20 protein-coding genes and 1 pseudogene are annotated in these 26,435 nt (G+C 43.4%); 5 read left to right on the top strand and 16 right to left on the bottom strand.

What is annotated here, in order from left to right; genetic code table 11:
* Positions 1 to 66 precede the first annotated feature (66 nt).
* The 7 genes from CDG76_RS30820 to CDG76_RS30790 form a co-directional block, all read right to left on the bottom strand.
* On the bottom strand, positions 67 to 639 hold the full coding sequence (locus CDG76_RS30820; RefSeq protein ID WP_094352646.1) for a DUF3727 domain-containing protein: 573 nt from the start codon (positions 637 to 639) through the stop codon (positions 67 to 69).
* Between the two features lie 146 nt (positions 640 to 785).
* The gene (gene ruvX / locus CDG76_RS30815) at positions 786 to 1,283 is read right to left on the bottom strand and encodes a Holliday junction resolvase RuvX (RefSeq protein WP_094352645.1); all 498 of its coding nucleotides are present in this window, start codon (positions 1,281 to 1,283) and stop codon (positions 786 to 788) included.
* Positions 1,264 to 2,520 carry a GNAT family N-acetyltransferase gene (locus CDG76_RS30810; RefSeq protein WP_094352644.1) on the bottom strand — a complete coding sequence of 419 codons (1,257 nt, stop codon included), beginning with the start codon at positions 2,518 to 2,520 and terminating at the stop codon, positions 1,264 to 1,266. Before CDG76_RS30810 ends, ruvX begins: the two co-directional genes overlap by 20 nt.
* A 209-nt stretch (positions 2,521 to 2,729) precedes the next feature.
* A complete protein-coding gene (locus CDG76_RS30805) occupies positions 2,730 to 2,936 on the bottom strand; it encodes a hypothetical protein (RefSeq protein WP_094352643.1) in 207 nt (68 codons plus the stop codon).
* A 124-nt stretch (positions 2,937 to 3,060) separates the two neighbouring features.
* On the bottom strand, positions 3,061 to 3,552 hold the full coding sequence (locus CDG76_RS30800) for a hypothetical protein (protein WP_094352642.1): 492 nt from the start codon (positions 3,550 to 3,552) through the stop codon (positions 3,061 to 3,063).
* 139 nt (positions 3,553 to 3,691) lie between these two features.
* On the bottom strand, positions 3,692 to 5,833 hold the full coding sequence (locus CDG76_RS30795; RefSeq protein WP_094352641.1) for a pentapeptide repeat-containing protein: 2,142 nt from the start codon (positions 5,831 to 5,833) through the stop codon (positions 3,692 to 3,694).
* A gap of 308 nt (positions 5,834 to 6,141) precedes the next feature.
* Positions 6,142 to 6,480 carry a hypothetical protein gene (locus CDG76_RS30790; RefSeq protein WP_094352640.1) on the bottom strand — a complete coding sequence of 113 codons (339 nt, stop codon included), beginning with the start codon at positions 6,478 to 6,480 and terminating at the stop codon, positions 6,142 to 6,144.
* A 401-nt stretch (positions 6,481 to 6,881) separates the two neighbouring features.
* Here CDG76_RS30790 and CDG76_RS30785 point away from each other — a divergent pair, with 401 nt between their 5' ends.
* Entirely contained in the window at positions 6,882 to 7,313 is a 432-nt protein-coding gene (locus CDG76_RS30785; protein WP_094352639.1) for a hypothetical protein, read from the top strand.
* A 42-nt stretch (positions 7,314 to 7,355) separates the two neighbouring features.
* On the opposite strand, the gene CDG76_RS30780 is transcribed toward CDG76_RS30785, so the two are convergent.
* The 6 genes from CDG76_RS30780 to petB form a co-directional block, all read right to left on the bottom strand.
* Positions 7,356 to 7,727, bottom strand: a complete 372-nt coding sequence (locus CDG76_RS30780) for a hypothetical protein (RefSeq protein ID WP_094352638.1) — start codon at positions 7,725 to 7,727, stop codon at positions 7,356 to 7,358.
* Positions 7,728 to 7,811: 84 nt separating this feature from the next.
* Positions 7,812 to 8,993 carry a glycosyltransferase gene (locus tag CDG76_RS30775; RefSeq protein ID WP_094352637.1) on the bottom strand — a complete coding sequence of 394 codons (1,182 nt, stop codon included), beginning with the start codon at positions 8,991 to 8,993 and terminating at the stop codon, positions 7,812 to 7,814.
* A gap of 10 nt (positions 8,994 to 9,003) precedes the next feature.
* Positions 9,004 to 9,993, bottom strand: coding sequence for a GDP-mannose 4,6-dehydratase (locus CDG76_RS30770; protein ID WP_094352636.1), 990 nt, complete (start codon positions 9,991 to 9,993; stop codon positions 9,004 to 9,006).
* A 529-nt stretch (positions 9,994 to 10,522) separates the two neighbouring features.
* Positions 10,523 to 10,966 carry an ATP-binding protein gene (locus CDG76_RS30765; protein WP_094352726.1) on the bottom strand — a complete coding sequence of 148 codons (444 nt, stop codon included), beginning with the start codon at positions 10,964 to 10,966 and terminating at the stop codon, positions 10,523 to 10,525.
* Positions 10,967 to 11,637: 671 nt separating this feature from the next.
* Positions 11,638 to 12,120 (bottom strand): cytochrome b6-f complex subunit IV, encoded by a 483-nt coding sequence (petD, locus tag CDG76_RS30760; protein ID WP_094352635.1) that lies wholly within the window; start codon positions 12,118 to 12,120, stop codon positions 11,638 to 11,640.
* Positions 12,121 to 12,374: 254 nt separating this feature from the next.
* Positions 12,375 to 13,022, bottom strand: coding sequence for a cytochrome b6 (gene petB / locus CDG76_RS30755; protein WP_094332660.1), 648 nt, complete (start codon positions 13,020 to 13,022; stop codon positions 12,375 to 12,377).
* A gap of 407 nt (positions 13,023 to 13,429) precedes the next feature.
* Here petB and ctpA point away from each other — a divergent pair, with 407 nt between their 5' ends.
* On the top strand, positions 13,430 to 14,674 hold the full coding sequence (gene ctpA / locus CDG76_RS30750; RefSeq protein ID WP_094352634.1) for a carboxyl-terminal processing protease CtpA: 1,245 nt from the start codon (positions 13,430 to 13,432) through the stop codon (positions 14,672 to 14,674).
* Between the two features lie 153 nt (positions 14,675 to 14,827).
* Here ctpA and CDG76_RS30745 read toward each other — a convergent pair whose 3' ends face one another.
* Together CDG76_RS30745 and CDG76_RS30740 are read right to left on the bottom strand one after the other, a co-directional pair.
* Positions 14,828 to 17,962 (bottom strand): bifunctional diguanylate cyclase/phosphodiesterase, encoded by a 3,135-nt coding sequence (locus tag CDG76_RS30745; RefSeq protein WP_094352633.1) that lies wholly within the window; start codon positions 17,960 to 17,962, stop codon positions 14,828 to 14,830.
* 211 nt (positions 17,963 to 18,173) lie between these two features.
* Positions 18,174 to 24,542 (bottom strand): ATP-binding sensor histidine kinase, encoded by a 6,369-nt coding sequence (locus CDG76_RS30740; RefSeq protein WP_094352632.1) that lies wholly within the window; start codon positions 24,540 to 24,542, stop codon positions 18,174 to 18,176.
* A gap of 487 nt (positions 24,543 to 25,029) precedes the next feature.
* On the opposite strand from CDG76_RS30740, the pseudogene CDG76_RS39770 reads away from it, so the two are divergent.
* Together CDG76_RS39770 and CDG76_RS30735 are read left to right on the top strand one after the other, a co-directional pair.
* A pseudogene (locus CDG76_RS39770) lies at positions 25,030 to 25,148 on the top strand (IS701 family transposase); the annotation flags it as partial.
* 167 nt (positions 25,149 to 25,315) lie between these two features.
* On the top strand, positions 25,316 to 25,765 hold the full coding sequence (locus CDG76_RS30735; RefSeq protein ID WP_223265456.1) for a helix-turn-helix domain-containing protein: 450 nt from the start codon (positions 25,316 to 25,318) through the stop codon (positions 25,763 to 25,765).
* Between the two features lie 13 nt (positions 25,766 to 25,778).
* Here the strand turns inward: CDG76_RS30735 and CDG76_RS37875 are convergent, their stop codons facing one another.
* A complete protein-coding gene (locus CDG76_RS37875; protein ID WP_190241037.1) occupies positions 25,779 to 25,919 on the bottom strand; it encodes a hypothetical protein in 141 nt (46 codons plus the stop codon).
* Positions 25,920 to 26,176: 257 nt separating this feature from the next.
* Between CDG76_RS37875 and CDG76_RS37870 the strand changes: the two genes are divergently transcribed.
* Positions 26,177 to 26,338 (top strand): hypothetical protein, encoded by a 162-nt coding sequence (locus CDG76_RS37870; RefSeq protein WP_190241036.1) that lies wholly within the window; start codon positions 26,177 to 26,179, stop codon positions 26,336 to 26,338.
* The last annotated feature ends 97 nt before the right edge of the window (positions 26,339 to 26,435 follow it).

Below are 26,435 nucleotides of genomic sequence, written 5' to 3'. Positions count from 1 at the left end.
TTGATTACAATGAAAATTCCCGATTAAAAATTCAAAATGTAATATTTTCATTTTGAATTTTTAATTTTATTCCACTTCATTAAAAAGATGTTCTTCTAACAGAGGTTGCACTTTGCGGAACTCCTCTGGAGAAAGCAATTCAGGTTCACCTGTTTTTGTTATCCGTGCAAAAAACAACAGAGGATCTAGGGGTGTATAAATTGCATACTCCTGATCTTCCTCATAAAAGCTAGCAAGTAGCTGTAATTGCTCAGGCTCTAAATCTGCTTCTTCGTCTTCGATTTCTAAGGTGAAGAGTTCTGATTCTTCCACTGGGGGTAGATCACCTGCAACTGTCAGAGCATAGGCTGTGTTTTTCAGTATCAAGTTCTGCTCAGATAGTACAGCTTGGGCATTAGCAAAAATTTGCTCAATGATGGTGTCATCTTCTACCAGAACCGCTTCTTCTTCCTCACCGTCACCTTCCCAAGAAAAAATTTCTACAGGTGAGTCTACAGGAAGAAGCAAAACGTATTCTTGTCCATCTACCTCCAGGGAATGCTCTACATAACAGTCGAGCGATCGCCCTTTGTCATCGGTTAAAGTGATGGAACCCGCATGAGCGTTATCATTTTCTTCAGGAAATGGAGAGGAAAACATAGCCGAAATGTAGAAATTTAATAAATACCAGCAAGTTTGAAAATCGCTTAACTATAGTTAATGACATATTATTATGTCAAACAAATAGCTTTATACGTAGATACAACTGCTGGCTAATCGTTTTCAGAATATCATGTTAAAAGGTATCAATATTCAATAGCTGCAACTGAACTGCGCGAGTTGACACGCTTAATATCCAGCCATTGTTGCAAAATTAAAGCTGCTGCCTTGCGGTCAATCAAACCTTTATGGCGTGATGGGGAGCGGTTTTCAGCTATCAGCAGTTGCTCTGCTTGAAATGAAGTTAATCGCTCATCCATATATTCCACAGGCAAGTTTAGTGCTTTAGCAAGTCTTTTAGTAAATTTCTGAACTTGACGAGCCTGAAATCCTAGTGAGCCATCCATTGAATAAGGTAAGCCCATAACTAGAACTTGCACTTCACGTTCATTAACTATTTGTCGGATTTGCTCGACATCCTGCTCAAAAGATGCACGCTCAATTGTGGTGATACCCGTAGCAATTAAACCCGTGCGATCGCACCCAGCCACACCAATCCGCTTGCGACCAAAATCTAGTCCCAACGCTGAAATAAACGGTTTTGCTTGCCCTTGGGATATCACACTAATTCTCCTGCTGTCCATCTGCTGATTCAGAAATCGGCGATGTTTCGATGCTAGGGTTTTTTACCGAAAAGTTAATCGGTTCTGACAAGCTTTGCAGAGGTTTATCTGAGGATGGCAACTTTCCTGGTTGTATCCATGACATCCCACCTGGTATAGGTTTACGAGTCGGTTGTAAACCTTGCAGCATATCAGTCCACTGGATTCCTTCTAAGGAGACAAATTTAGACTCCCGTAGCTTGTGCCACACAGAGCGAGACATCACTAATGTATGTTCTATACGTTTTGCTCCAATTCGCTCCAAATATTCTTCTCGCTCTGCCTGATAATCTGAGGAGGCTAGTTGTAACCCTTGCTGGGGAAAATCTTGGGCAATACGAGCCAGTTGGGATAGTAGTTCTGGATAAAGCCAGGTGTAAGCAGGATGAACTGTCAGCGTTGCGGCATGGGGAACTTCACCCTTGCGATCGAGTTGTACCTGAAAATAGCCGATCGCAGCTTTGCGTTGCGGTTCAAATACGTAACCACTGACTACTTCTGTTTTAGTCAGCCATTGCTTGACTGCATCAGTTAAAGCGCCAAATAAACTGGTTTTAAAGTCGCGGGTATTGCGGTCAAAAACCTGACGTACCAGAGGTGGCATCGATGCCGTATCTAATTGATACAGTAACTGGGCATCAGCATTGCTCACTGGCAAGAGGTTGGGCAAGTCTGGCTCTGCTTGTGCCAATTCAGCCAATAATTCTGGCCCAATTTCCCAGTATGTCATTTCTGCTAGACGCTGGAATCCATTTTGCCGATATAGTGCCAGCGCCTCTATGTCATTGATATTAACTTCTAGTAGCCAAGTGCGAGCTTCTAAAATCGACTCAAAGCAATGACGCAAAAGTTGCGAACCAATTCCTTGTTTATCGACACCACGCTCTAGTAGCACTTGATCGATCCGCCAAGTGCTACGTGTGCGGTTAAAGGGTGAGACTTGAATCATTCCTAAAAGTATCCGCCCTTGCTCTGCGACAAAAGCACAGAGGCGATACTGTAGCGGGTTAGGAAACCAACTTAAAAATTTGAGTAATCCATACCAGCGACGCAGCCTTTGCATCTGGCTGATGGCAAAACCTGCTCCCTGAGGAGTGAGGGCTGCGAATGACTCTTGAGTTATGCGCTCAATTCCGTCCAGATCCCGGTATTGGACTGGTCGGATAACAACGCTGAGGTTTCTGGGAAGTAATGAAGTCATTTTTATTCGAGCCGCCATTTAGCCTTTACTAATTGCTCTTGAAAGGAATAAACTGCTTGCAATAATCTTAACTAGTTTCTGCTCTCTACTATTGTGCCAAAAGTGTGATTTTAGTAACTTAATACTTAAAAAGCAGAAAAAGCAGACCTTGTGAGAACACCATTGGCATTGACCCAACAACATCTGCCCTTATTTTATTTGAATTTTGATTAAAATTTGTATATATTTTATAGCCCTTGCCGAGAAACTAGCTTTTCAAAGTGGGCTTGGGTTTGATGGAGTAATTGGTGGCGACTATCTACCAGTGTTTGCTTCAGCGTTGGAACAAGATTACGAGCTTGCAGAGTCATGTGAAGTTGCAAATTGGCGACATATTCACTGAAATCTTGATTCACTTCATCTGCGCCTGCATCTGTTAATAAATTTGATTCCATTGCCACTGTGTTCTCCTGTGTTAATCCTGTGCTGTCTCTCTTCATGACCAAAAACTATCACGTTGTTTGGACTAACTTCTTAATTTGCAATGAAGTTTAACGCTTCTTAGGGATAGCATACCCCTTAAAATCTCAAACCAACACCACCTTGTACGGAGATAGCTGTACCACTGCTATCTCGATAGGCATCAAAAGCAATAATAGCATTGCCAAAAAGGACAGTATTGCTATTTGGGATCATATAATCAATGCCTGGTTGTAAAGCAAAACTAATTTTGTCGCCCACAGGAGAAGAACCACCACCACCAGCCAACACTAATCCAGCGCCCAAGTAGGCATCAGCTTGCCAGTTGAGGGGGAAATCGTAAGAAACCGTTGGTACAACAGCCGTATTATTACCAATTAACACTTGAGCGCGCAGTGAAATTGGTGCTTCCAAAAGCTTGTACCGTCCCGCTATCACCCCCCCAAATTGGATACCATCGGTAATACCAACAGTGGGGCCAATACCAATATAACTGCCATAAGCTACTTGAGCTTGTGCTGGTTTCGTACTCGCCAGACTCAAGACCAAACCAGCCCCCAAAACTGAAACCAAAGATGGAATATACTTCATAACCAACTCCTCACACCATTTTGTCATTTGTCATTTGTCATTTGTCATTGGGTATGGGGAATTGGGTATCGGTTATTCTCTCCCTGCTCCCCTGCTTCCTCATCTCCCAGTCCCCAGTCCCCAGTCCCCAGTCCCCATTCTACGGGCAACGGGGATGAATGCCTCCTTGAGTACAAATGTATGCTAATTGCTTGGCATCTAAATTTTTGGCTTGAGAAAAATCAACCCCTTGGACTACGGCAGATACTGAGCCTAAATCTGGGGTTTGGACAAATTGATCTGCTGGATCTTGTTTGCTAGGAGCGAGAATTGCCCCCTTAAAATCTGCTCCAGCGACATTTGCCCCGCGTAAATCTGCAAGGCTCAGATCGGCATTTTGCAAGTTAACGTTTTCCATTTGGGCAGAGCGTAAAACAGCACCAGCTAGACGAGTGGCGCTGAGGTTAGCATTGCTGAGATTAGCATGATCCAAATAGGCTCCTGATAAATCTGCCCCTTGCCAATCAGTGTTAGTTAAATTGGCAAAGGATAATTGCGTTCCGATCGCAGTGGCGCGACCTAAACGCGCAGCGTATAAATTGGCTTCATTTAATTTAGCATCGCCTAAATCTGCCCCAGTCAAGCTAGCTTTTTCCAAAACTGCGTTTCGCAGATCGGCTCCTACTAGTTGGGTGCTGTTGAGTTTAGCATCATATAGACGCGCGTTGGATAAGTTGGCTCTGTTAAGAGTGGCACGACTCAAATCGATCCGGTTCATCAAGACGCGACTGAGGTTAGCATCAGTAAGATTGGCTTGCTGCAACTGAGCTTGGCTTAAATCAGCCATTACATCGTCGTAGGTATCCCAACGTCCATCTTCACCCACACCCCGGAAGCGGCTACCCTTAAAGCTGGCTTGGTTAAGATTGGCAGATTTAAACTTAACTCCTGATAAATCAAGATTGTCCAGTACCAAGTTGAAGAAGGAACTTCCTGGAGTACCGCTTTGACCTAATTGGGTGCTACTAAGGTCAACACCCTCAATTTTTTTACCGCTATAAACAGAGAGAATCTTGTTGATTGTCCGCTGGTTTCTTTGTAGTCGCCCTTGCCTTAATTCCCGCTCTTTGGTTGCAGTGCTACCCACAGATTCCAGTTCGCTGACCAAAAACTGATTCTTATTTTTGAGTTCTGGGATGGCTTGGGGGCCGACAGTTGTCAAAGCTTGTTGAATTGTATCCAGAAGGCTGGGGTTAGTTTCGCTAACTAATAAATCCGCCAAAAATTTAATTGATTGTGGGTCATTAAGACCACCCATAGCCAGAATTGCAGTTTGGCGTTGCTCATTAGTCGCCCCAGAGTTGGGACTCAATGGTTTGACAAGTTCGAGGAATTGTTGGCTGTTGATTTGCTTGGTTGCTCGCTGGGATTGTTGAATTTGGATATAAACTTGAGTGCCGATTAAAGTTGCCAGCACAGCAGTCATACTCGTCAGCCCTACCCCAAACAAAGTCAGATTGGGATTTTGCTGTATTCGCCGCCACAAATTATGCGATTGGCTGGTTTCGACTGCCGCAAATTCTTCACCCTCCTGCTTTTCTTCTGCTTGATCGTTACCGTCAGCAGACTGAGCTTGTTTGTTGCTAGCTAAGACTGCATCAATTGTATAAGTACCTGCGAGTTGATCGTGTAGTGCGCGACGCCCCCGACGCGATGGTAAGCCAATCCCTTCACCCACAATCATTAATAAAGACAAAAATGTAAATAATCCTAAATTAGGAAAAGCAAAGCTGTAACGCCACAGCAGATAGGCGATGGAAATGGGTACTGTCCAACGCCCAACTCCTTCTCTAATTACAACTGCACCCAATCCGGGCGGCTTCCCTTGCTCGTTGACAACCCGCACTTTTAACCAACGTTTCGGAATTGTGCTACCAGTCTTAGCTAATAAATACAATTGCCACCACGAGAGAGTTACAGGCGCTAACAGGGCGATTGTCCACAAAATATTAGTCGGCCATGCAACGTTACGGATGCCATAGCTTACAGGTAGAGCTAGGGGTCTGGCGATCGCTCTTTCTGTGACTACCAGTACGGGGTTAAGCGGCACTCGATTTAGATCGCTTCTAGAATTGGCGTAGACACCAATGCCGAAGGGAATCAACCCACTAGTAACCACTAGTGTAATTTCAGCCGCCCAAGCAGCAAAACGCCGACTTGCTAGCAGCAGCGAATTAGCTCTTTCCGATTTTTTTGACTGACCAGATTGATTACTAGTTCTCCTGACAATTGGTGAGGTCATCGTATAATTTCCTTTGATATTATTTCTACGCCGCGATCGGCACAATTAAAATAGACTAAGCTCGTCAGCAAAAAGAAAAGCATATTGCAATAGGATTTAGGAGTAATACAGCAGAATTCAGGAGTCAGAATGGGCTGCGCCCCGCTGCGCTAACAGGATTCAGAAGTAAAACAGGCTTTATACCTAGTTTTGACACTTCACTTCTGTACTTCACCTTTTTGGAAATTCTGTGTAAGTCAGAAGCCGTTTTTATTCCGGCTCCTGACTCTCATAACTCCCGGCAGAGTGCAAAGTAAATGCATATCAACTTATTGCTTACGTTGAAAGCTACCAGACACAAAAAATTTGTATCCAACATACACTAACACTGCCAAAAGTGCCAGACTGATTACAGATGCAACTAGTTTAAACACTGCTTGCAGTATCGCCAAGCCTACTAGTACCGTCACACCCGAAACTACCAGCTTTTTCACACCAGATAAGCTGTTGAACCAAATCTGAAATCGCTTTAGTTGCAAGTTTAAGCTGGCAAAAACAGACTGAGGCGTTTGTTTTTGTTCTTGTGAAACCACCCCAGGCGGGGAATTAATCTCTGCCTCTAGCTTATCGAGGCGACGCTGTAAGTCTTCTTCTGGTTGAGGATTCATCAATCTTTTCTACCTCATTAGCATACTTATTCAACAATAGACCAACCAAATTCTATTTTTGGTGGTTGTCTTAGTGATTTTAGCTAATGTCTCTACGTGCAAGACCTTACAGACATCAATTGTAGAGACACGATACTTTTTGGATAAATCCAACAATCTCTCTTTTTGTCTGGCGAAAGGTTACTGGGCTTGGAGTAAAGGTAATTCAAACCCTTTCTCTTTCCCTAACGGAAAATGCAATGTCTCTACATACACCTATGAAATCTTCACAAATAATCTTTAACTAGCTAGTATTACTTTATACAGTACTTTTTGGAACCAAGAGGGATTGCTGTCGTCTATATAAATAAATCAGACTGTATAACAATATTGCTCTAAAAAAATCTGGAGCATTAATTAAAATGAAGACTCTTAGGCTACTTGCAATTATTCCCACAGCTTTGGCGATGAGTTTGGTTTTCACTGAGGCTAATTTGGCACAGACACCAACAATCCAAATTAATCGAAATTCCCAACCCGAACCATTGATTTTGAATGGAAAATCTGGAGGAACTGTCAAGAGTAATTGTGGCAATATTACCACTGAACCTAATCAAGTTATCCAAGTTACAGAGTCACTACCTTATTTGCGATTAACAGTAGAAAGTAAAGGCAAGCCAACACTTTTAATCGACGGGCCTGGAGGGCGCTTTTGTGTATTAGCAGATAGTTACTCTGGAGGTAAGTCAGAACTTTCTGGTTATTGGCAGGCAGGAAAATACTCGCTGTATGTGGGCGAACTATCCCCGCAACAGTATACTTACACCCTCTCAATCTCGCAAAAAAATAAATAGTCATTAGTCATTTATGCTTTGCTAATGACTAACGATCCTTGACTATTCTTCCAGTGATTTGGCTGGAACTTCGACAGCAGTGACATCAATTGTGCCTTCTGGTGTGAAGCGCTGAAAATGACTATTTTGTACTAACAGTAATTCCTGACAGTTAGGACATTGCAACTGACTGTTATTTAAACCTGTAAATTCATATCCACAGACGGGACATTGATCGGCAACCAAGTTGCGTTGCAGCCACCAACGAAAGCCAAAAAAAGCCGCAATAGGTGCCAACAACAGCAACCCGAAAATAATTAGCAATGAATTAACTAACCAACCCAAGCCCACTGATGCCAGCAACCAAATAACTGCCAGCAGGATGAGCCAAGGGCGGAGATTTAAAAGATTCAATTGAAATGACTTAAAGCTCATTTTTAATAAATTTTGTCCTGCTCTCCTTCTAGGATAGCGATTTTAGTCATTAGTTATGAGTCATTGATCATTTGTTATTTGGACTCAAATGGATTTTATTAGTGAGGATAGCAGCATTTTTTGTAAGTGCTGTTGGAAGGCATTGATGCCAAATAGAGCGATCGCCTGTTGTCGTAGCCACTCTCCATCACATCGCTGGTCATCCCCTTGAAGCATTTCTATACAAGCTGCTGCTACAGCATCAGGACTGCGGTGTGGGACTCGCCATCCCAGTTTACCATCCTGCAAGGGGTCAGCGGAACCATCGTCGTCACCGGATAACACCGGCACTCCACAAGCCATTGCTTCTAGATAAACTATGCCAAAGCCTTCTTGCGAAGGCATAATATAGGCGTCAGCAAGGCGATAATGTTCCATTAATTCTTCTGTGGCAACGAAACCAGCAAACACGACGCGATCGCTCACACCTAAATCTTTTGCTAGCTGTGCCAATCGCGGTTGGTCATCGCCGCGACCAATTACCAAATATTTCACTTCTGGAAAAACTTGAGCGATTTGTGGTATTGCCCGAATGGTGACATCTACACCCTTATAAATATCTCCTGACCATAACCGTGCTACTGTCATCAACACTTTCGCACCAGTTAAGCCATACTTCTGGATTAATTCTGGTTGTTTGGAACCAGGAGTAAATTTATCCGCATCAATGGCACAAGGCATCATTTGTACCATTTTTGGGTTTAGACTATTGGCAACACAAGCGCGATCGCGGCTGTAGCGACTAATTGTCCAAATTCTCTCTGCTGATATTAGGGCGCGACGTTCTTGATTTTTCAACGGTTCCCAGACTTCTTTGCCGTAAGTTAGCACGGTATAAGGAATCCCCAAGGGCTGGCAAAGAGTTTGGATTAATACTGCTAAGTTAATATGACCGCAGAAAACCTGCTGCGGACGGCTTTGCAACAGACACTTCAGCAAAGCTGCTGCCATTTGCAATCTCCCCAAATAAGGAGACTGATTTTTAAAGTAATGAAATTTTAAGTTCTCGTCTTCAAAGGGATTTAAGCTATCAGCACTATCTCGCAGCAAAAAGACTTCTGCCTTGTAGTCTTGGCTCAATCCCAGATAGGCGCGAAAAATATCTTTTATATACGATTGAATACCACCTTCGTGAGCAAAAATTTCTAAAAACACGAAGACATGGTTAGTTGTTTTGTTAACTTTATCACCTAAATTCAAGTTTTTTGTCACTGTAGTGATGTGCATCTTAGATTATTTATACTCGCGGTAAGGGCACGATTGCACCGCTTTGTAACCGCTCTAAATCTGTTTTTACCATTTTTTCTAAAAGTTCCTCAAAGCTTACTTGGGGTTCCCAGCCGAGGTTTCTTTTAGCTTTGCTGGGGTTAGCTACTAGTTGAAAATGCTCATCTTGTCGCAACAAGCTAGTATTTAAAACTACATGCTGCTTCCAATCCAAGCCGACAGACTCAAAGGCTGTGGCAACTAAATCTCTCACACTGTGTAGTTTACCAGTGCCAATCACATATTCTTCTGGCTCGTCAATTTGCAACATTAGCCACATAGCCTCTACGTAATCACCTGCAAAGCCCCAATCACGTTTGGCATCCAGATTACCCATTTCTAAGGTGTCAGTTAAACCCAATTTAATTGATGCAGCCGCCAAAGAAACTTTGCGTGTGACAAACTGAGGTGCGCGTAGGGGAGACTCGTGATTATATAAAATTCCGCTACAGGCAAATAGTCCATAGCGCTGTCTATGATGCACCATCGTCCAGTGGGCGTGCATTTTAGCCGCAGCATAAGGATTTTTTGGACGAAAAGCGGTTTCCTCATCTTGAGGCGAGAGGAATACATCGCCAAACATTTCTGAACTGCTGGCTTGATAAAATCTGGTAGACAAACCAACTTTTCGTATTGCTTCCAAGAGCCTAGTAGCTGTACCAGTTATTAAATCCAGAGTTCCCAATGGGTCGTTCCAGGAGTCGGGTACAAAACTGGGAGCCGCCAAATTGTAAATCTCTTGGGGACGCAATTGTTCAACAGCGGTCAACAGTGCCGCACTATCTCTCAAGTCAACCGTAAAAATTTCTACCTGATTTGCCAGTATTCCCAGTTTTGTCAAATTAGGTTGTCGATGTGGGGGTACTAATCCGACAACTCGATAACCACGGTTGAGGAGCAAATGGCTGAGATAGTAGCCATCTTGACCAGTAATTCCTGTAATTAGGGCTGTCTTAGTCATATTTTGTCCCCTATTCTGTCTATCTCTTTAAGCACGAAATGGCACTTGTTGGAGAACAAACATTAAGACTCTCAACACTGCTGACAAATCTTAACAAGGGAGCTAGTGTAGCTCGAATGCTATTTTTACTATATTCACTAATTTTTTTATACAAAATTCTTACTTAAGAATTTACAAAAAAATCATAATAAATAAGCAATTTCACGTAAAAAATATATTTATCCAATTTAAATAATACTGAAAAAGAGTATAGTTCTATCAATCAAATAATTATATCCTTCAGCAAAACTGCTTTTGGTTGAAAGTGTGTAGCTCAAGTTTGAGCAAAATCTTCGTTAGCTTGGTGACGACTATATGAGAAGTTTTATTTGTTTAACTCCTAAGTACGGGCGAGCTAGCAAGAGAGTATTGTAGAGAAGAAAAGCCCTCGTTTTTTGTCGATACTCCTTCCCTACACTCCACTCCGTTCACAAGTCAAAATTGACATCAGAATTATTCTTTTCTTCCTTTAGCCTTGACTATTTCACTGTTACTTTTGTGCTTCTACAGAGTACTTGACAATGAGCAGGCAATTTCTACCATCCGCACCACGTTCGTATACAACCTTGTCAGCCAACCGCCGGAGGAGAAACCATCCATAGCCACCTACTTGCAGAGTACCTGGGACTGGCTCTGCGATCGCATCAGGATTGAAAGGTTTTCCATAATCCCAAATTCTAATCTCTAGTCGGTCAATCCACAGATAAACGTTAATCTCAATGGTTGTTTCTGGCGGTAAAGCATGATGAGCATGACGAACAGCGTTGGTAAAGCCTTCTGCTAATGCTAAATTGAGGCGATCGAGTTGGGTTTTTGACCAGCCAAGTTGAGACAAGTGTTGCAGACAAAATTGCTCAAACCATTCTTGCACCTGGTTTAAGAGCCTGAGTTCGCTCTTAACCGTCAGATGGTCTTGCTGCACTATACTAAGCATTAACTGTGAGTTGAATATAAGTAAACCCAAGTTGCTAGTTATTAAATTCTGCGCTGTTCGCAAAATTTCTCTGACATAAAAAAATCTAAATTGACATATTCTATGTACCAAAATACAAAACATGAATGATTTTGGCATTCTGAGGGTTGTAACTAGCAACTTACGTTAAGTAAGTAAGAAATGTTTGTATTTGTTGACTTTTGATGATTTGAGATTTTGGAATAGCTTTTCCATCCAAAACTGCAAATCCCAGATCCAATCTGAACTATTGAAGAAGAATTCAGAATGGGCTAAACCCTAGCTATCCGCTAACAGAAGGAAATCAGTGAGGGATACACTGCGGGATTTTGCTACAGATCCAACACTATCTTGTTGACCACTAAAAAAAGCATATTTAGTGGGGAACTTAAACCCATTTATGCAGACACTATCTATAAGACGCTATGCATAACTTGCTTTACTGTAAGATACACGGACTTGCTTTGGGTGGCGTTATCCGCTTTTTCGTTCACAATTTAATTCTGTTAACGGATAGCTAAGGTTTAGCCCATTCTGGCTTCTGACTTCGGAATTCTTTCCTGTTAAAATTGACGCCTGTTGATTGTTTTCAAAAGCACATCTGCATCTGCTCTTGAAACTCACAGGCGTCAAAGCACTTTCTGGTGACTAATTTAGAATAGTCCCAAGGTCAAAGATTTATCCAATGGCAAAGCAGCACCAATACCCAGCCACAAGGTGACAAGGGTACCAACGAGGAATACTGTGGTTGCGACTGGACGGCGGAAGGGGTTTTGGAACTTATTCACGTTCTCAATAAAGGGAACGAGGATTAGACCTACTGGTACGGAACCCATTGCTAACACTCCTAAAAGTTTGTTAGGAAGCGATCGCAAAATTTGGAAGACTGGATACAAGTACCACTCTGGCAAAATTTCCAATGGTGTGGCGAAAGGATTTGCTGGTTCACCGGTCATTGCGGGATCTAGCACGGCTAGAGCCACAATCGCAGCGAAGGAACCCATGATCACAATTGGAAAGACGTAAAGTAAGTCATTAGGCCAAGCGGGTTCACCATAGTAGTTGTGACCCATGCCTTTAGCGAGTTTGGCTCTTAACTGAGGATCGCTCAGGTCAGGTTTTTTTTGTGTTGACATTTTGAAATGTGCTCTCCTGCTTAAGTTAAATTAAAGCATTTGTGAAAGCTATCAGCTACTAGGCAACCAACAGGCGGGAAACAGCGTTTCTATATCTACAGTCATCCGCCTGAAGTTTTCTATAGCTTGAGGCTTCAGATACAAGTATTTGTTTTTTGGAACTTATGTGCAATTCATTTCTTGTGTTTCATAAGTTTAAAACAAACAACTCGATCTGAAAACTAACAAATGTTGCCTTTCGCTAATAGCTGAGATTACAAAGGCCCGGAAATGCCTTGCTTGCGGATCATCAAGAAGTGAAACAGCATGAATACTGCAATCAACCAAGGCAGTACAAATGTGTGTGCGCTGTAATAACGAGTTAGTGTTGCTTGACCAACACTAGAACCGCCGCGCAGCAGGTCGGAAATCAGAACTCCAACCACGGGAATTGCTTCTGGTACGCCGCTAACGATTTTCACAGCCCAGTAGCCAACTTGATCCCAAGGTAGAGAATAGCCAGTGACTCCAAAGGAAACTGTAATCACAGCGAGGATCACACCACTTATCCAGGTCAGTTCACGGGGCTTTTTGAAACCACCAGTCAGATAAACTCGGAAGGTGTGCAAAATCATCATCAATACCATCATGCTGGCAGACCAGCGATGGATGGAGCGAATTAGCCAACCGAAGTTGACTTCATTCATGATGTATTCCACTGAGGAGAAAGCTTCAGTGACTGTTGGCCTGTAGTAGAACGTCATGGCAAATCCAGTGGCAAACTGGATGAGAAAGCAAACCAGGGTAATTCCACCCAGGCAATAAAAGATGTTGACGTGAGGAGGGACGTACTTGCTAGTGACGTCTTCAGCGAGTGCCTGAATCTCCAGGCGTTCCTCAAACCAGTCGGAAACGTTGGCCATACAATCTCAAGTTCCTAAAAGTCGGTTGCGGTTGATAAATCCCGAAGTTCTGAATCGGCAGAAGCCTTCGCTCAGACTTCTCTCCCAAGTAGTAATTTTGGGATTTTAGTAAAGGGGAGTTTTTTTGTTTGCTTTTGGGCTTTTGGCGTGCTAAGAGACTTCAGAAACTTTACACTCTGTAAAGATGGAATATATTGCGATCTCTTTACGCCCCTACACACAAAATGGTGGACACAAAGTAGATTTTATCCTTTGGTGAGTGGATACGATGCATCAGTTGACTGAACAACTTGATGAGAAAAATGCACCACTTCTATAAAAAAAGTAACATAATCGAGAGATAGATTTCATCAACAACAGAGGAAGTGGGCATTATCTAAGCAATTTGGGTTGAGGTGGAATTGATAATGGGGTTCATGAATAAACAAGTCTTTCGGGTTGGATTTTCATTGTTAATGGCGTTTTGCTTGGCGTTGGGTACGCTCACTCAGCCGGCAGTGGCTTTGACCGGCGAACAAAAGCTGGTTTCGGAAGTTTGGCGAATTGTTAATCGTACTTATCTAGATGAGACCTTTAATCATCAAAACTGGGCGGCTGTGCGGCAAAAGGTTCTGGAGAAGCCACTAGCAGACTCAAATGCCAGTTATGAGGCAATTGGGAAGATGCTCAAGAGCCTCGACGATCCTTTTACCCGCTTTTTAGATCCAGAACAGTACCGTAGCTTGCAGGTCAATACTTCTGGGGAACTGACTGGGGTAGGATTGCAAATTGCCTTGAATTCTGAGAATGGGAAGTTAGAAGTAGTGGCTCCCATCGCCGGCTCACCGGCAGATAAAGCGGGGATTCGGCCACGCGATCGCATTCTCAAAATTGAAGGCGTTTCCACAGAAAATCTCACCCTTGATGAAGCTGCTACCAGAATGCGCGGGCCTAGTGGCAGCCTTGTGACTCTCCTCATCGAACGGGACGGAGAGGCAGAAACGGAAATTAGATTGACACGCGATCGCATTGCTCTTAACCCTGTGGTTTCAGATTTGCGTGTTTCTGCTGAAGGTACACCCATTGGCTATCTAGGTCTTACACAATTTAATGCCAACGCTTCAACTGAATTGGCACACGCTATTTCTAGTCTAGAAAAAAAAGGCGCTGCTGCCTACATTCTAGATTTACGAAATAATCCTGGGGGGCTATTGCAATCAGGAATTGAAATTGCCCGTCTGTGGTTAGACTCCGGCACTATTGTCTACACTGTCAACCGACAAGGCATTCAGGGGAGTTTTGAAGCCTCTGGGGCATCCCTAACGAACGATCCTCTGGTGATTTTGGTAAATCAAGGAACAGCCAGTGCGAGTGAAATTCTTGCCGGCGCACTCCAAGATAATGGTCGCGCTCAACTGGTAGGCGAAACCACCTTTGGCAAGGGCTTAATTCAATCTTTATTTGAGCTATCAGATGGTTCGGGTTTGGCAGTCACAATTGCTAAGTATGAAACTCCTCAACACCGGGATATTAACAAACTAGGCATTAAGCCAGATAAAGTGATTTCACAACCAGCCATTAACCGCGAACAGATTGGTACTGAAGCGGATCTGCAATATCAAGCAGCACTGGAACTTTTGCTCCAAAAGCGGGTGTTGGCGGGGAAGGCATGATGAGTGATGAGTGATGAGTGCTGAGTGATGAGTGCTGAGTGCTGAGTTGAAAAACAACCCAGAAGGGGTGGGGCATTTACCAAGTGCGAAATTACTGAGTACTCTTCTGACTCAGGATTCAGTACGTTTTTTGTTTCCCCTTTCCCCTTCCCCTTAAGACCAAAGGTTATACAAGCTTTTACTTGCTAAAAGTGCTTCTGCTGTGTTGTGGCTCATGGGTTTCGAGAATAGATACCCTTGACCGAATTTGTAGCCAAGGTGTTGTAGGTGTTCCAGTTGTTCTTGAGTTTCTATGCCTTCAGCGATCGCATCGAGTTCTAAATGGTTACTCAGCGCCACTATAGTTTCGACAATCTGATGATTTTTTTTGCCTGATTGAATTTGATTTACAAAAGAGCGATCGACCTTCAGACTATCCACAGGTAAACGGTGAAGATAGTTTAACGATGAATATCCTGTGCCAAAATCGTCAATGCTAATTTGAATTCCTCGCTCTTTCAACTGGCTCAGTACACTAATCGTAGACTCAATGTCTTCAATCAACATACTTTCGGTAATTTCTAACGTCAGGTAACGACCATTCAATTGGGTTTGAGTCAGAACCCGATCGACTTCTTCTAACAGATCGGACTGCTTTATATCTTGCGCCGAGAGATTGACACTCACTCTCATTGCAGAAAGTTCCGGGAAAGAAGTTTGCCAAGCTGCCATCTGATAACAGGCTGTACGAATTGCCCAATAGTCCAAAAGCGTAATCAGTCCTATTTCCTCAGCTATAGGGATGAATTCTCCGGGAAATTTCAACCCTTGGGTAGGGTGTTGCCAGCGAATCAGTGCTTCAAAACCAACAAGATGTCTAGTGTCTAGAGCAACAATCGGTTGATAGTGAAGGACAAATTCCTGACACTTGATTGCTCGGCGCAGATCGTTTTCTAAATGTAGTCGATTCAAAGCTTGAGTGTGCATCTCAGTATCAAAAATTTCATACCGGGCTTTGCCCTTGTTTTTTGCTCGATACATCGCAATATCAGCATCTCGCAACAAGTGGGAGGCTTGAACGTAGTCTTTTGTACCCCAGACAATACCAACGCTAGAGGTCGTATATACTTCACGTCCTTCAATCATCATGGGTGTTTGCAACTCTGCAAAAATCCGTTCTGTGATCCGAACTGCTTCCTGAATATCCTTAATTTCTTCAAGTAGGATCACAAACTCATCGCCACCCAAACGAGCGGCGAGATCCATTTTACGGAGGGTGGCTTGGAGTTTTTCAGCAATGGCAATGAGTAATTGATCTCCTACCAAATGTCCCAGGCTATCATTGACGACTTTGAATCGATCGAGATCGAGAAATAAAACGGCAAAATGATAATTTTCGAGACGGTAGGCTCGTTGAATAGCTAATTCCAACCGTTTCATGAAGAAATGGCGATTGGGCAACCCCGTTAGCCCATCGTGTAGGGCATCATGTTTCAACTGATTTTGCACCTGGATGCGTTCTGTTACATCGCGGGAGGTGGTTTGCAGTTGAACAATTTCACCCGTCGCATCCAGAATGGGCTTAGTGAGGGTCTCAAACCAGACATAGTTGCCACGCTTCTGAAGCATTCGGTAGGTGATGGGTGTGAGTTTTTTGCGGAATACCGCTGTCCGAATTTCTTGGTAAACGCGATCGCGATCGTCGGGATGGATGAAGGTATGGATATCTTCTCTGAGCATTTCGTCGTGCCTATAGCCCAAGAGGAACTCACAAGACGGGCTAACGTAGAGGTATCGACCATTCAACTCGTGAAGGCACACGAGATCGTTGGTATTTTCGGCTAACAAGCGATAGCGGGCTTCGCTTTCTCTCAGAGCCATCTCCACCCGACGGCGTTCCGTTAGTTCCAGTTGTATTTTTTGGTAAAGATTGGCCTGGTGAATCGCGATCTCCAGTTGGTCGGCGACGGACTGGGCCAGTTTGATCTGGTTATCGCTCCAGGTAAACGGTTGTTGGGGCGATATAATTGTGAAACTCCCCCACAGGGTGTCTTCAATTACTAGGGGAATGAGTAACCAAGCGCCGGGTATGATTTGGGCGACTTCGTAGTTAATCTGATTATCTAGGTTGGTTGTATTTTCCACCCGCACAATTTGCAACTGCTTGAGTTGAGCCGCAAAGGGATTACCCACATCGGGAATCTCAAAGCCAATGACTGTTGGTGCGTCTGGATTGTGGCGAAATTCCGCAATATGTTTCCAAATGCCCTGTTCTGGCAGATATTGCACCACAAAGCAATCTAGGGTTTTCAAAAGTTTCGCCGTTTCTGCTGTCGCGGTGGCAAAAATCGTGTCTAAATCAAGGGAGTTGCGGATGGACTGGAAAACTCGATTTAGAGCTTGTTCACGTTGAATTTGCTCCTGTAATGCGGTGATGTCTCGCCCCACCGATTGAATTTCGGTCAACTGTCCATGCTCATCAAAAATCCCCAAGTTAATCCACTGTGTCCAGCCAATCTGGTTGTTGGAGCGGTAGTCTTGATTGATGTTTTCAAAGATTGGGTTTTTTGGGGTGAGAGCTGCAATTTTGCGAGACAACTCGTCTAAATCCTCTGGCGGTACAAAGCTACTCCATCGCCATCCAATCACATTCTCTAAGGATTGACCGAGAGCAAGGCAAAGAGAATCGTTCGCAAAAGTAATGGTGGTGTCCGGTAGCGATCGCAGAATCAAGTCTGTTTGTACCTCGATCACCTGGCGGTAGCGGCGTTCACTTTTCACCAGGGTATTTTCGACGATCTGCTGTTCTAAATGCTGGCGTTTGCGATCGCTAATATCTTGAAACGCCACAATCGCATACGTCACCTCACCCCGATCGCCAAAAATCGGAGTCGCCCAAACTTCCAGAGGAATCACTCGATCGCCACGATGAATTTCTAGATCGTCAACCCAAATCGTTTCCCCAGCCAGAGACCGATTACTTGGTAACGCTTCCAAGGGATAAAGAGCCTGAGTGCCCTCACGGTAAACTTGAAAGACTTCTGAGAGTTGGTCTGGACTCAGTTCTAATGGGCGATCGGTGTCTAGCAATGCCTGTGCCAGATGATTTATGTAAACAAGTTGCCCTGTTGAGTCGTGGACAGCGATCGCAATGGGGGTGGCATCTAGAAATTGAATGAGACGGCTTTGGCTTTCTAATAAAGCCGCACTTGCTAGCAGTGATTCTACCAGAGACTTCACATCCTGCGGCGTATTTTCCCAATCCTCTGAAGAAATCTGCTTGAGGGAGAAGGGTTGCTGTTTTTCCATAAATGCAGCATTGGCAACCTAGTAAAACGTGAGTTCAACGAGTGGAAAAAGGCACGGATATGATAAATTATAGGTTTATAAGTTATCGAAGCAGAATTTAGGTGATCACTTCGACTGCGGTTCCATCGAGCGGACTTGTACTCTGAGCGCAGTCGAAGTAGTCGAGATGCTCACCGTAAACTCAGTGACCAACTGAATTTTGACTTCTTCTTCAAGCCGAAAAAGGTAGCTGAATCACAAATTCAGTTCCGTCGCCAGGTTGAGAATTCACTGCGATCGCTCCGCTATGTTTTTCGACAATGATTTGACGAGCGATCGCAAGTCCTAATCCTGTGCCTTTACCAACAGCTTTCGTTGTAAATAAATGGTCGAATATTTTTTGTTTTACCTCTTCCTCGATACCTTTACCATTATCAGCGATTGTAATTTTAACTAAATTAGTTGCTACTGTAGTGGTAATTTTAATGCAGTTCGGATTTGCTTTAATTTCGTTAAAAGTTCGGCTAAGATTCGATTCTTCCAAGGCATCAATAGCATTTGCTAAGATATTCATAAATACTTGATTTAATTGTCCAGGGAAACACTCAATTTGAGGCAAAGTACTGTATTCAGTTATCACTTCAATTGCTGGACGTTGCTCGTTAGCCTTGAGACGATGTTTCAAAATTAAAATCGTGCTATCGATGCCTTGGTGAATATTAAACGGGACTTTATAATCTTTATCGGCACGCGAGAAAGTTCGTAAACTGGTGCTGATATTTTTTAGTCTGTCGCACGCCATAGACATGGCATCAATTATCTTAGGCAAGTCTTCTAAGCTATAATCCAAGTCAATTTCTTCAGCATGGTTTTTAATTTCATCATTTTTGTGGGGGAAACTTTCTTGATAAAGCTTTAAGTGTTCAACAATATCAGCAACAGTGGGTTTAGCTTGCTTGAGACTGGCAGCAATAAAACCAAGGGGATTATTCATTTCGTGAGCCACACCAGCAACTAAGTTGCCCAGTGCTGACATTTTTTCGCTTTGAACAATTTGTAATTGGGCGTTTTGTAAATCGTTCAATGCTTGTTGCAAATCAAGTGATTTTTGGTGCAAGGCAAGTTCAGCTTGTTTGCGATCGCTAATATCTCGCATGACAACGACTGCACCGAGTTTGTTACCCGAAGAATCAAAGATCGCTTGCCCGCTAGCTAACAAAATTCTCTTAGAACCATGCTTCGGTGCAATTACCATTTCAGCGTTTTCGACTATTTCCCCTTGCAAGGCGCGAAACAAAGGAATTTCTGTAGTTGATAGAGGTGTTTGCCCATCTGGTTGATAGAGATCGAAATGTTCTGTCCACTGTTCTGCTGGTAATGATTCTACTGGTAAGCCATGAAAGTCACGAGTTGCTTTGTTAAATAAAGTCAATTTGCCACTAGCATCACAAACAACAATTCCATCAGTAATATTGTGAATGATGGCATTCAAAAACTCTCGTTCTTTGGCTAGAGATTCTTCAGCCTGTTTGCCATTGCTAATATCAATCATCACCCCATCCCATAGGATTGAGCCATCGGCTTGTCGCTCTGGGCGAGCAGTAGATCGAACCCATTTCACAGTTTCTGAAGGCAAGATAATGCGACATTCTACCTCAAATGGCGTCAGAGTTTGGGCAGAGTAGGCGATCGCTTGGGCAATAAATTGGCGATCGTCAGGATGATTTAGATCGTAAAGGCTATGCGTCCCTGACATCACCAACTTTGGCTCTAACTCATACAAGTCGAAACAGCCAGAACTAACGTAGGGTGTTGAAGTTGAACCATCTACCTCCAAACGGAATTGGTACACCATCCCAGGAATATTATTTGCTAAATTTTGGAAGCGGATTTCACTAGCCTGCAATTTTGCTAGAGATTGTGCCAGTTGTTGGGCATCGTTCTGAGAATTTTGGTAAATTCGAGCATTTTCCAAAGAAATTGCAGCTTGGGTACAAAGTAAGTTCAGCAGTTCGACGCGATCGCTTGTAAAGGCTCCGGTTGCCAAATTATTTTCTAGGTACAATACGCCCAGCAATTTACCCTGATGCAAAACTGGGCTGCACAAGATACTCTTGGGCTGCTGTTGCTGAATATACGGGTCATTGAGTAGTTGCGGATGCACCGTGGCATCAGTAATTACTACTGGTTGTAAGTTGCGTTTGACATTATTAATTAAGCCAACTGGCACATCAATTGAGTCTTCAACAGGCTGTGGGTTGAGCAACATTGAGTAAAAATCGACGGCAGCCTGATTCTGTACACCGCTCAGGGAAAGGTGTGCTAATGCCTGAACTAGCAACCGATCTGACTCCAAAAGCATGAATACACATTTATCGGCTCCAGCATTTTCAATGACAATATGCAGCAAAGCTGAAAGCAGCTTTTCGAGTTCGATTTCCCCAGAAAGGGTTTGGGAAGCTTTGAGAATGGTAGCTAAATCTAAAGCAACAGAGACGCTGCTATTATCGGAAATGGTGGAACTGGTGGAGGTGAGACTCCCCAATATGAAGATAGTGTCGTTAGTTGAGAGGGGAGAACGGGTTTGCTCTAAGATCGGGGCGAGGAGTTGGGGATAGCGTCGTTCCAATTCGGCGACTTTAGCTTTAGCGCCCCAATGAGCATAGCCATAGTAGGCTTGGGTCATATATGACTGAGCAATCTGCTCTTTGCGCCAATTGAGGTAGAATTTAGCTGCCAGTTCATTGGCAAGTGCTTCTTCTTGGGTGTAACCGTGTTCTTTAGCAAGAGTTATGGCGCGATCGTACAAATCTATTGCCTCTGATTTCTGCCCTAACACTCGGTATCGGTCGGCTTCAACTAAATAAAATTTGTGCAGGTAATTTTCTGGAGCACGATCAGCCCACTTTTTCATTTTTTCCTGATTTTTAGCCACCCGTTGCAGAATGTGTTGCTGTTGTGCCTCACAAACCTGAGAATAGATTGCCAGATTGGCTAAAGAATCATAGGTGTAGCAGAGCGCAACTATGAATAAACCTGTAGCACCACCTATATAATTTTCAGCAGCGATCGCGGCTTCTATCGCCAACTCAAACTTGCCAAACATATAACACAGACCAAGTTGGTTGGCATAGAAATAATACAGCGCAGTCTGATCGCCCGATCGCTGGAGGGCTGGCACAATTTCCTCTCGATTAAAGGCATTTCCAGTCAGCTGCCAAGGTTCAGCAGAATCGCCAAGCATATTCAAAATTGGTTGCTGAAAAACGGTCAGATGACTCGTAAGACCTTCTTGGTTGAGCTGCTTGAGCTGATCTCGAAAGGCAGCACTATCTCGGCTAAGATCGCTTAATTCTTTGCCCAGAAACCAACAGTATGAGATGTAAATGAATCCGCAAATAGCAGCCGATTCTAAATCTCCCATTTCCAATCCAACTTCGTAGCCTTCCCGGAGAAATGGTAAGGAGTTCTTGAGCGGCTCTTTCCAATGCCACACGCAACAGTAAATTCCGACATAGACTCTGGATTTCAGTTCTTTGGCATTGAAATGTTCCAGCAACAAGTGTGCTAGTTGTGCAAACTCATACCCAAAGTCAATCTCTCCTGTCATCCCACAAAGTATCATTCCATAGTAGGCATAACCTATTGCCGAAAATGAGCTATTGCCATATTGAACGGATAAATTGACCTGTTCGAGGACAATAAACGGTAGCAGCGCTGGAGTTACAACAAAAGCAGCAGAAGTGACAGTGGCAAGAATCCGTACAACTGCTAACTTGTTAGGATCTGTCATTTGGGGCAAATTGATTAAATCCAGCGGTTGCCTTCCAGCCAAAATGGATTTAGTCGTCTCGAATGCTTTGGCAATATCTGATTGACTGGGTTGCTTTGGAAGGCTGTTTCCTAAACGCTCCACACTCTTGAGGGCAATCTCTACTGCTTCTATAAATTGATGTTGGGCTTGAGCTGCTTGAATTTGAACTTCATAGACCTTAATCGTATCCAACAAGTTTCTAGAGTGTTCTGTAATCATTGCCGCCAATTGTGTCATCTGCTCAAAGTTGCCGCTCAAGTAAGCGGCTTCAGTGGCAGCTTCGTAGAGGGCTAAGGTTAACTCATACTGCGTTTGCCACATATTCTCAGCTAACAAGGCGATGCCTGTAGTGAAATACTCAAATGCGGCTGTATAGGCAGTTGCGGCTCTGGCTTTTTGTCCAGCTTTCAGATTGAGTTGGGCGAGTTCTATTTGCTCAGATAAATCGACAATTAGGGATTTGCCGATATTAAGTTGGTTAACGATTTCAAATAATTTTTCGTCTTGTTTGGCAACAGGCGTATGAGTCAGTAATAATTGCCCAATTTTTAGGTAAGCGATCTGTTTTTGTGCGTCTGGAATCAGGAAATAAGCAGCTTGCTGGACGCGATCGTGCAAGAATTTGTAAACCGTCATTTGTCCTTTCTTACAAAGTTCTGATCGGAGGTTTCCTCCGCTCAGACTTTGCGCTTTGTCACTTGTCATTTGCAAATGACCAATCACCAATGAGGAATCCTGATAAAACTTGTAAATTTCATTGGTAGGAATGATAAATCCTTCTTGCAATGCTTTCCACAAGTCTGAAGCGGTTTCTGTCTGCGACTTTTCATAAACGATCGCTAACGTCGCCAAATCGAACTGATTGCCGATACAGGCTGCCAGTTTCAGAACATTTTGAGTGATGTCGGGCAATTTTTGAAGTTGTTGTGCCATAAATTCCACCACATCATCAGTGAGAGCAAGCGATGTCTGACGACAAGCCGCTACGTGTCTACGCACTTGTGCTACATCACACTGCCAAAAACCTGCCTCCCAATTAAAGGTAATCAGCCCATCCTCATGTAGCGCTTTCAAAAACTGAGTTGTGAAAAAGGGATTGCCTTTGGCTTTTTGATAAACTAACTCTGTTAACGGTAATGCTTTTTCAGTTGCACAACTGAGCGAATCGGCGATTAGATGGTTGACATCTGCTTGACTTAAGGGATCTAGACTCAAGGTGTTGACGCAGGAGGATGCCTTTTCAATTTCATCTACCGTTAACATGAGTGGATGAGCCGCAAACACCTCGTTATCCCGGTATGCACCAATAATGAATAGATAGCCGCAATCGCTTTGAGACATTAACAATTTCAGCAAATTCAGCGATGCCGAATCTGCCCACTGCAAATCATCGAGAAACATCACCAACGGATGCTCTCTTGTCGCGAACACCTGAATGAACTTTTGGAACAGCAGATTGAAACGGTTCTGTGCCGCACCGCCTGATAGTTCAGCGAACGCAGGCTGTTTGCCGATCAGCTGCTCCAGTTCAGGAATTACCTCGATCAGAAGTTGTCCGTTCTCTCCAACTGCCGCTAAAATCTTTTTCTGCCATTGCTTTAGCTGAGTATCGCTTTGACTAAGCAACTGTCCCATTAGGTCACGAAAGGCTTGTACAAAAGCAGACAGAGGAATGTTGCGGTTGAACTGGTCGTATTTGCCCTTGATGAAGTAGGCGTTCCAGCGCACAATCGGTTTATGCACTTCATTGACGACTGCGGTTTTGCCAATACCAGAAAAACCTGCCACTAGCATCAGTTGAGAGCCACCATTGGCCACATAACCAAATGCTTCTAATAGTGTCTTTACTTCCAATTCCCGCCCGTAGAGTTTTTCGGGTATGAGAAAGCGATCGCTGATATCGCGTTGTCCTAAATCAAACCAGGTGTGTTTGCCTGTTTCTCGCCACTGTTCTAAGCAGGTAACAAGGTCATGTTTAAGTCCTAGCGCACTTTGATAGCGGTCTTCGGCGTTCTTTGCCATCAGTTTGCGGATAATTTCGCCCAGCATCAAGGGCAATTTGGGGTTGAAATCACACAGGCAGGGTGGAAGTTTCGCAATGTGGCAATGCACCAACTCCATTGGTTCATGGGATTCAAAGGGCAATTTTCCACTCAGTAATTCAAAGAAAGTCACACCTAAAGAATAGAAGTCACTGCGGTAGTCAATGCTTCTGTTCATCCGCCCGGTTTGCTCTGGCGACAGATAGGCTAGCGTTCCCTCTAGTCCATTGAGGCTCTGAAATTCCTGGGTTTCTCGTGGTAAGAGCGAGGCAATACTAAAGTCAATCAGCTTGATTTGGTTCGTGTCAGGGTGAATCAAGATGTTGGCTGGCTTGATGTCTTTGTGAATGACGCGCTGTTGATGTAACTGGTGTAAAATTTCTAGTAGTTGCAGAGCAATGGGTAAAAATTGCTCTAATGTCAGTGTTTTTCCTTGAGTAAATTGCCGCAGGGAAACACCACCACCAAAGTCTTCCATGACTAGGGCATAGCCATTGTGATGGGCTTCCAGGCTGTAGGGTTTGATAATGCCGGGAATATTTAGGTTTTTAGCGATCGCATATTGGTTGCGAAACTGTACTAATTCAGTAAAAGTTGGGAATTCTCGTTTTAAGAGCTTGATGACAACTGGTAGACGATTGCATTCTCGAATTGCCCGATACACTTGAGTACGAGAACCTGAATAAAGTTTCTCGATGATTTGGTAGCCAGCAATCCTTAAAGTTCCATCAACTTTTGCGCTCATAAATTTTCACGAAAATTTACTTTATATTAGTGTTATAATTCCCATTACCATATCTTGGTTAACAAACGTTAGAAAAATTGCATTAAGTATGGGGCACTGGAGGTAAAAAATAGGAATGCAAAACACCTCCATGTAAAAATGGCGATCGCTTTTTGATGATTTACCAAAGTAGTATCAGAACTCCGTCAAAGAGTTTTCGATCTGACAAAGAAAGGCATGAAGCAACAGCAAAGAAGTATTAATTTAGTTGGTGAGTGGCAATAACTTCTGCGGACATAGTTTTATTGGTACCGCTCATCCCAGAAAATAATGCCGTAATGCTTAAGCCACGAGTACTTTTATTGGCAAATATCCATTTTTCATAAACCGTTAGTCGCTGTTATTTGTGTAGTATTAGGTCGTTTCAAGTGGCTCTGATATCTAGTGCGATCGAATTTTTCAGTAACTATGTGCTACTCCAATAAATCAATTAATTTTAGTCTAGTTTAAGCTCAAAGATTTAGCTGATAAAACTAGTCAAACAATTTATCAAATCAAGCATAGATTGTTGTCAAATTATTTAGCTCCGCAATTAAAAGTCAAGACGTTACCATGTTTATCGCCTAGTTGTTTGGGGCGCAGGACGGTATAGCCGCGCCATTGCTTGTGATAGTTGCGTAAGTCCTGTTAAAAATCAAATAGGTTTCTCAATTTTTACTATTTGAATTTAGATTTAATTGGGTGGCAATTCCAAACTAATGTGCTTCTCCCCTGTAAACACAGTAGTTTCAGCCTTGGCTGTCAATCATACTACTCAATCGCTACTCAGACTCACCATCTTTAACCACATTTTTAGCGATCGCAAGCAGCGATCGTGCTACTCAAATGCTACTCATTTATTTGTGAATACTTATTTAGACACCGAGCGGCTAGCAGGACTAATTCGCCGCAAACGCGCGACTAAAGGACTGCGCGAAATATCCGCAGAAATTAGCATCAGCGCAGCTACCCTATCAAGGGTAGAGAATGGGAGTATGCCAGACATGGAGACGTTTATAGTTCTCTGCGACTGGCTACAAGTGCCGCCAGGTGATTTATTCGTTACGGATCACCAACCGCAGGAGAGACTAGATATTGAGGAAGAAGTCATGATTTTGCTGTTGGGCGATAAACGTCTTGAGTCGGAAACAGCTTATGCGCTAGCCCAAATAGTCAAGGCAACCTACCGTTATTTACTAGAGTGAATCCCCAGTGAGTCTATCGGCGAGAAAGCCGTCTAATCCGTTCTAATGTGTCACGGAATTGTTTACGCCGCTCTTGGGTATGTGCCTCTCTCAATGCTCTATCTGAAATTCTTGTCAGCCAAGGAAGAGTTTGCTTTGGTTCTAAAATTTTCATACAAACCGAATCATAATTGTCTAGAGTCCCCGTAAAAGTTTCAGTTACCCTGAATCTCAGGTCACCCACCTTTGCAGGCTTCCAAACCTGCCCTTGACTAATTCTTGACTAAACCGAGCAAACGCTCTACTCTAAAAGCCTTGTCTGTCAAGGATAAACAGCATTGAAGCTTTGACTAATTTAAATAAAAACGCTCACTGTCCAGTGGAGTCTCTAGTGCATCCACTGGAAGTTTAAAATGTGAGAAAAAGGGAATCATGACTATACAAAATTTGGCTGAAAAATGCTATCAGTCGGTTGTGGAAGTTTTGCAAAAATCAGGGAAGACCGTTCCGCTCTGGGAAGAGATGCCCCAAGAGTTTAGGGATAAATTTGAGGCAGAACTCAACGAGGGATTGAGGGAATTGGGCTTGAAGTGACAAAAACGGAATAACGTAATGGCAGAGAAATACACCTGTACCGATTGCAATAGTGAAGTATCGCTTTCAAAGCGGAAAGGAACAGTTAACATCCATT

This window comes from Nostoc sp. 'Peltigera membranacea cyanobiont' 210A (assembly GCF_002246015.1).
GTDB lineage: Bacteria > Cyanobacteriota > Cyanobacteriia > Cyanobacteriales > Nostocaceae > Nostoc.
The sequence above is the reverse complement of the archived record's forward strand: the minus strand, read 5'-3'. Positions and strand labels throughout refer to the sequence as shown.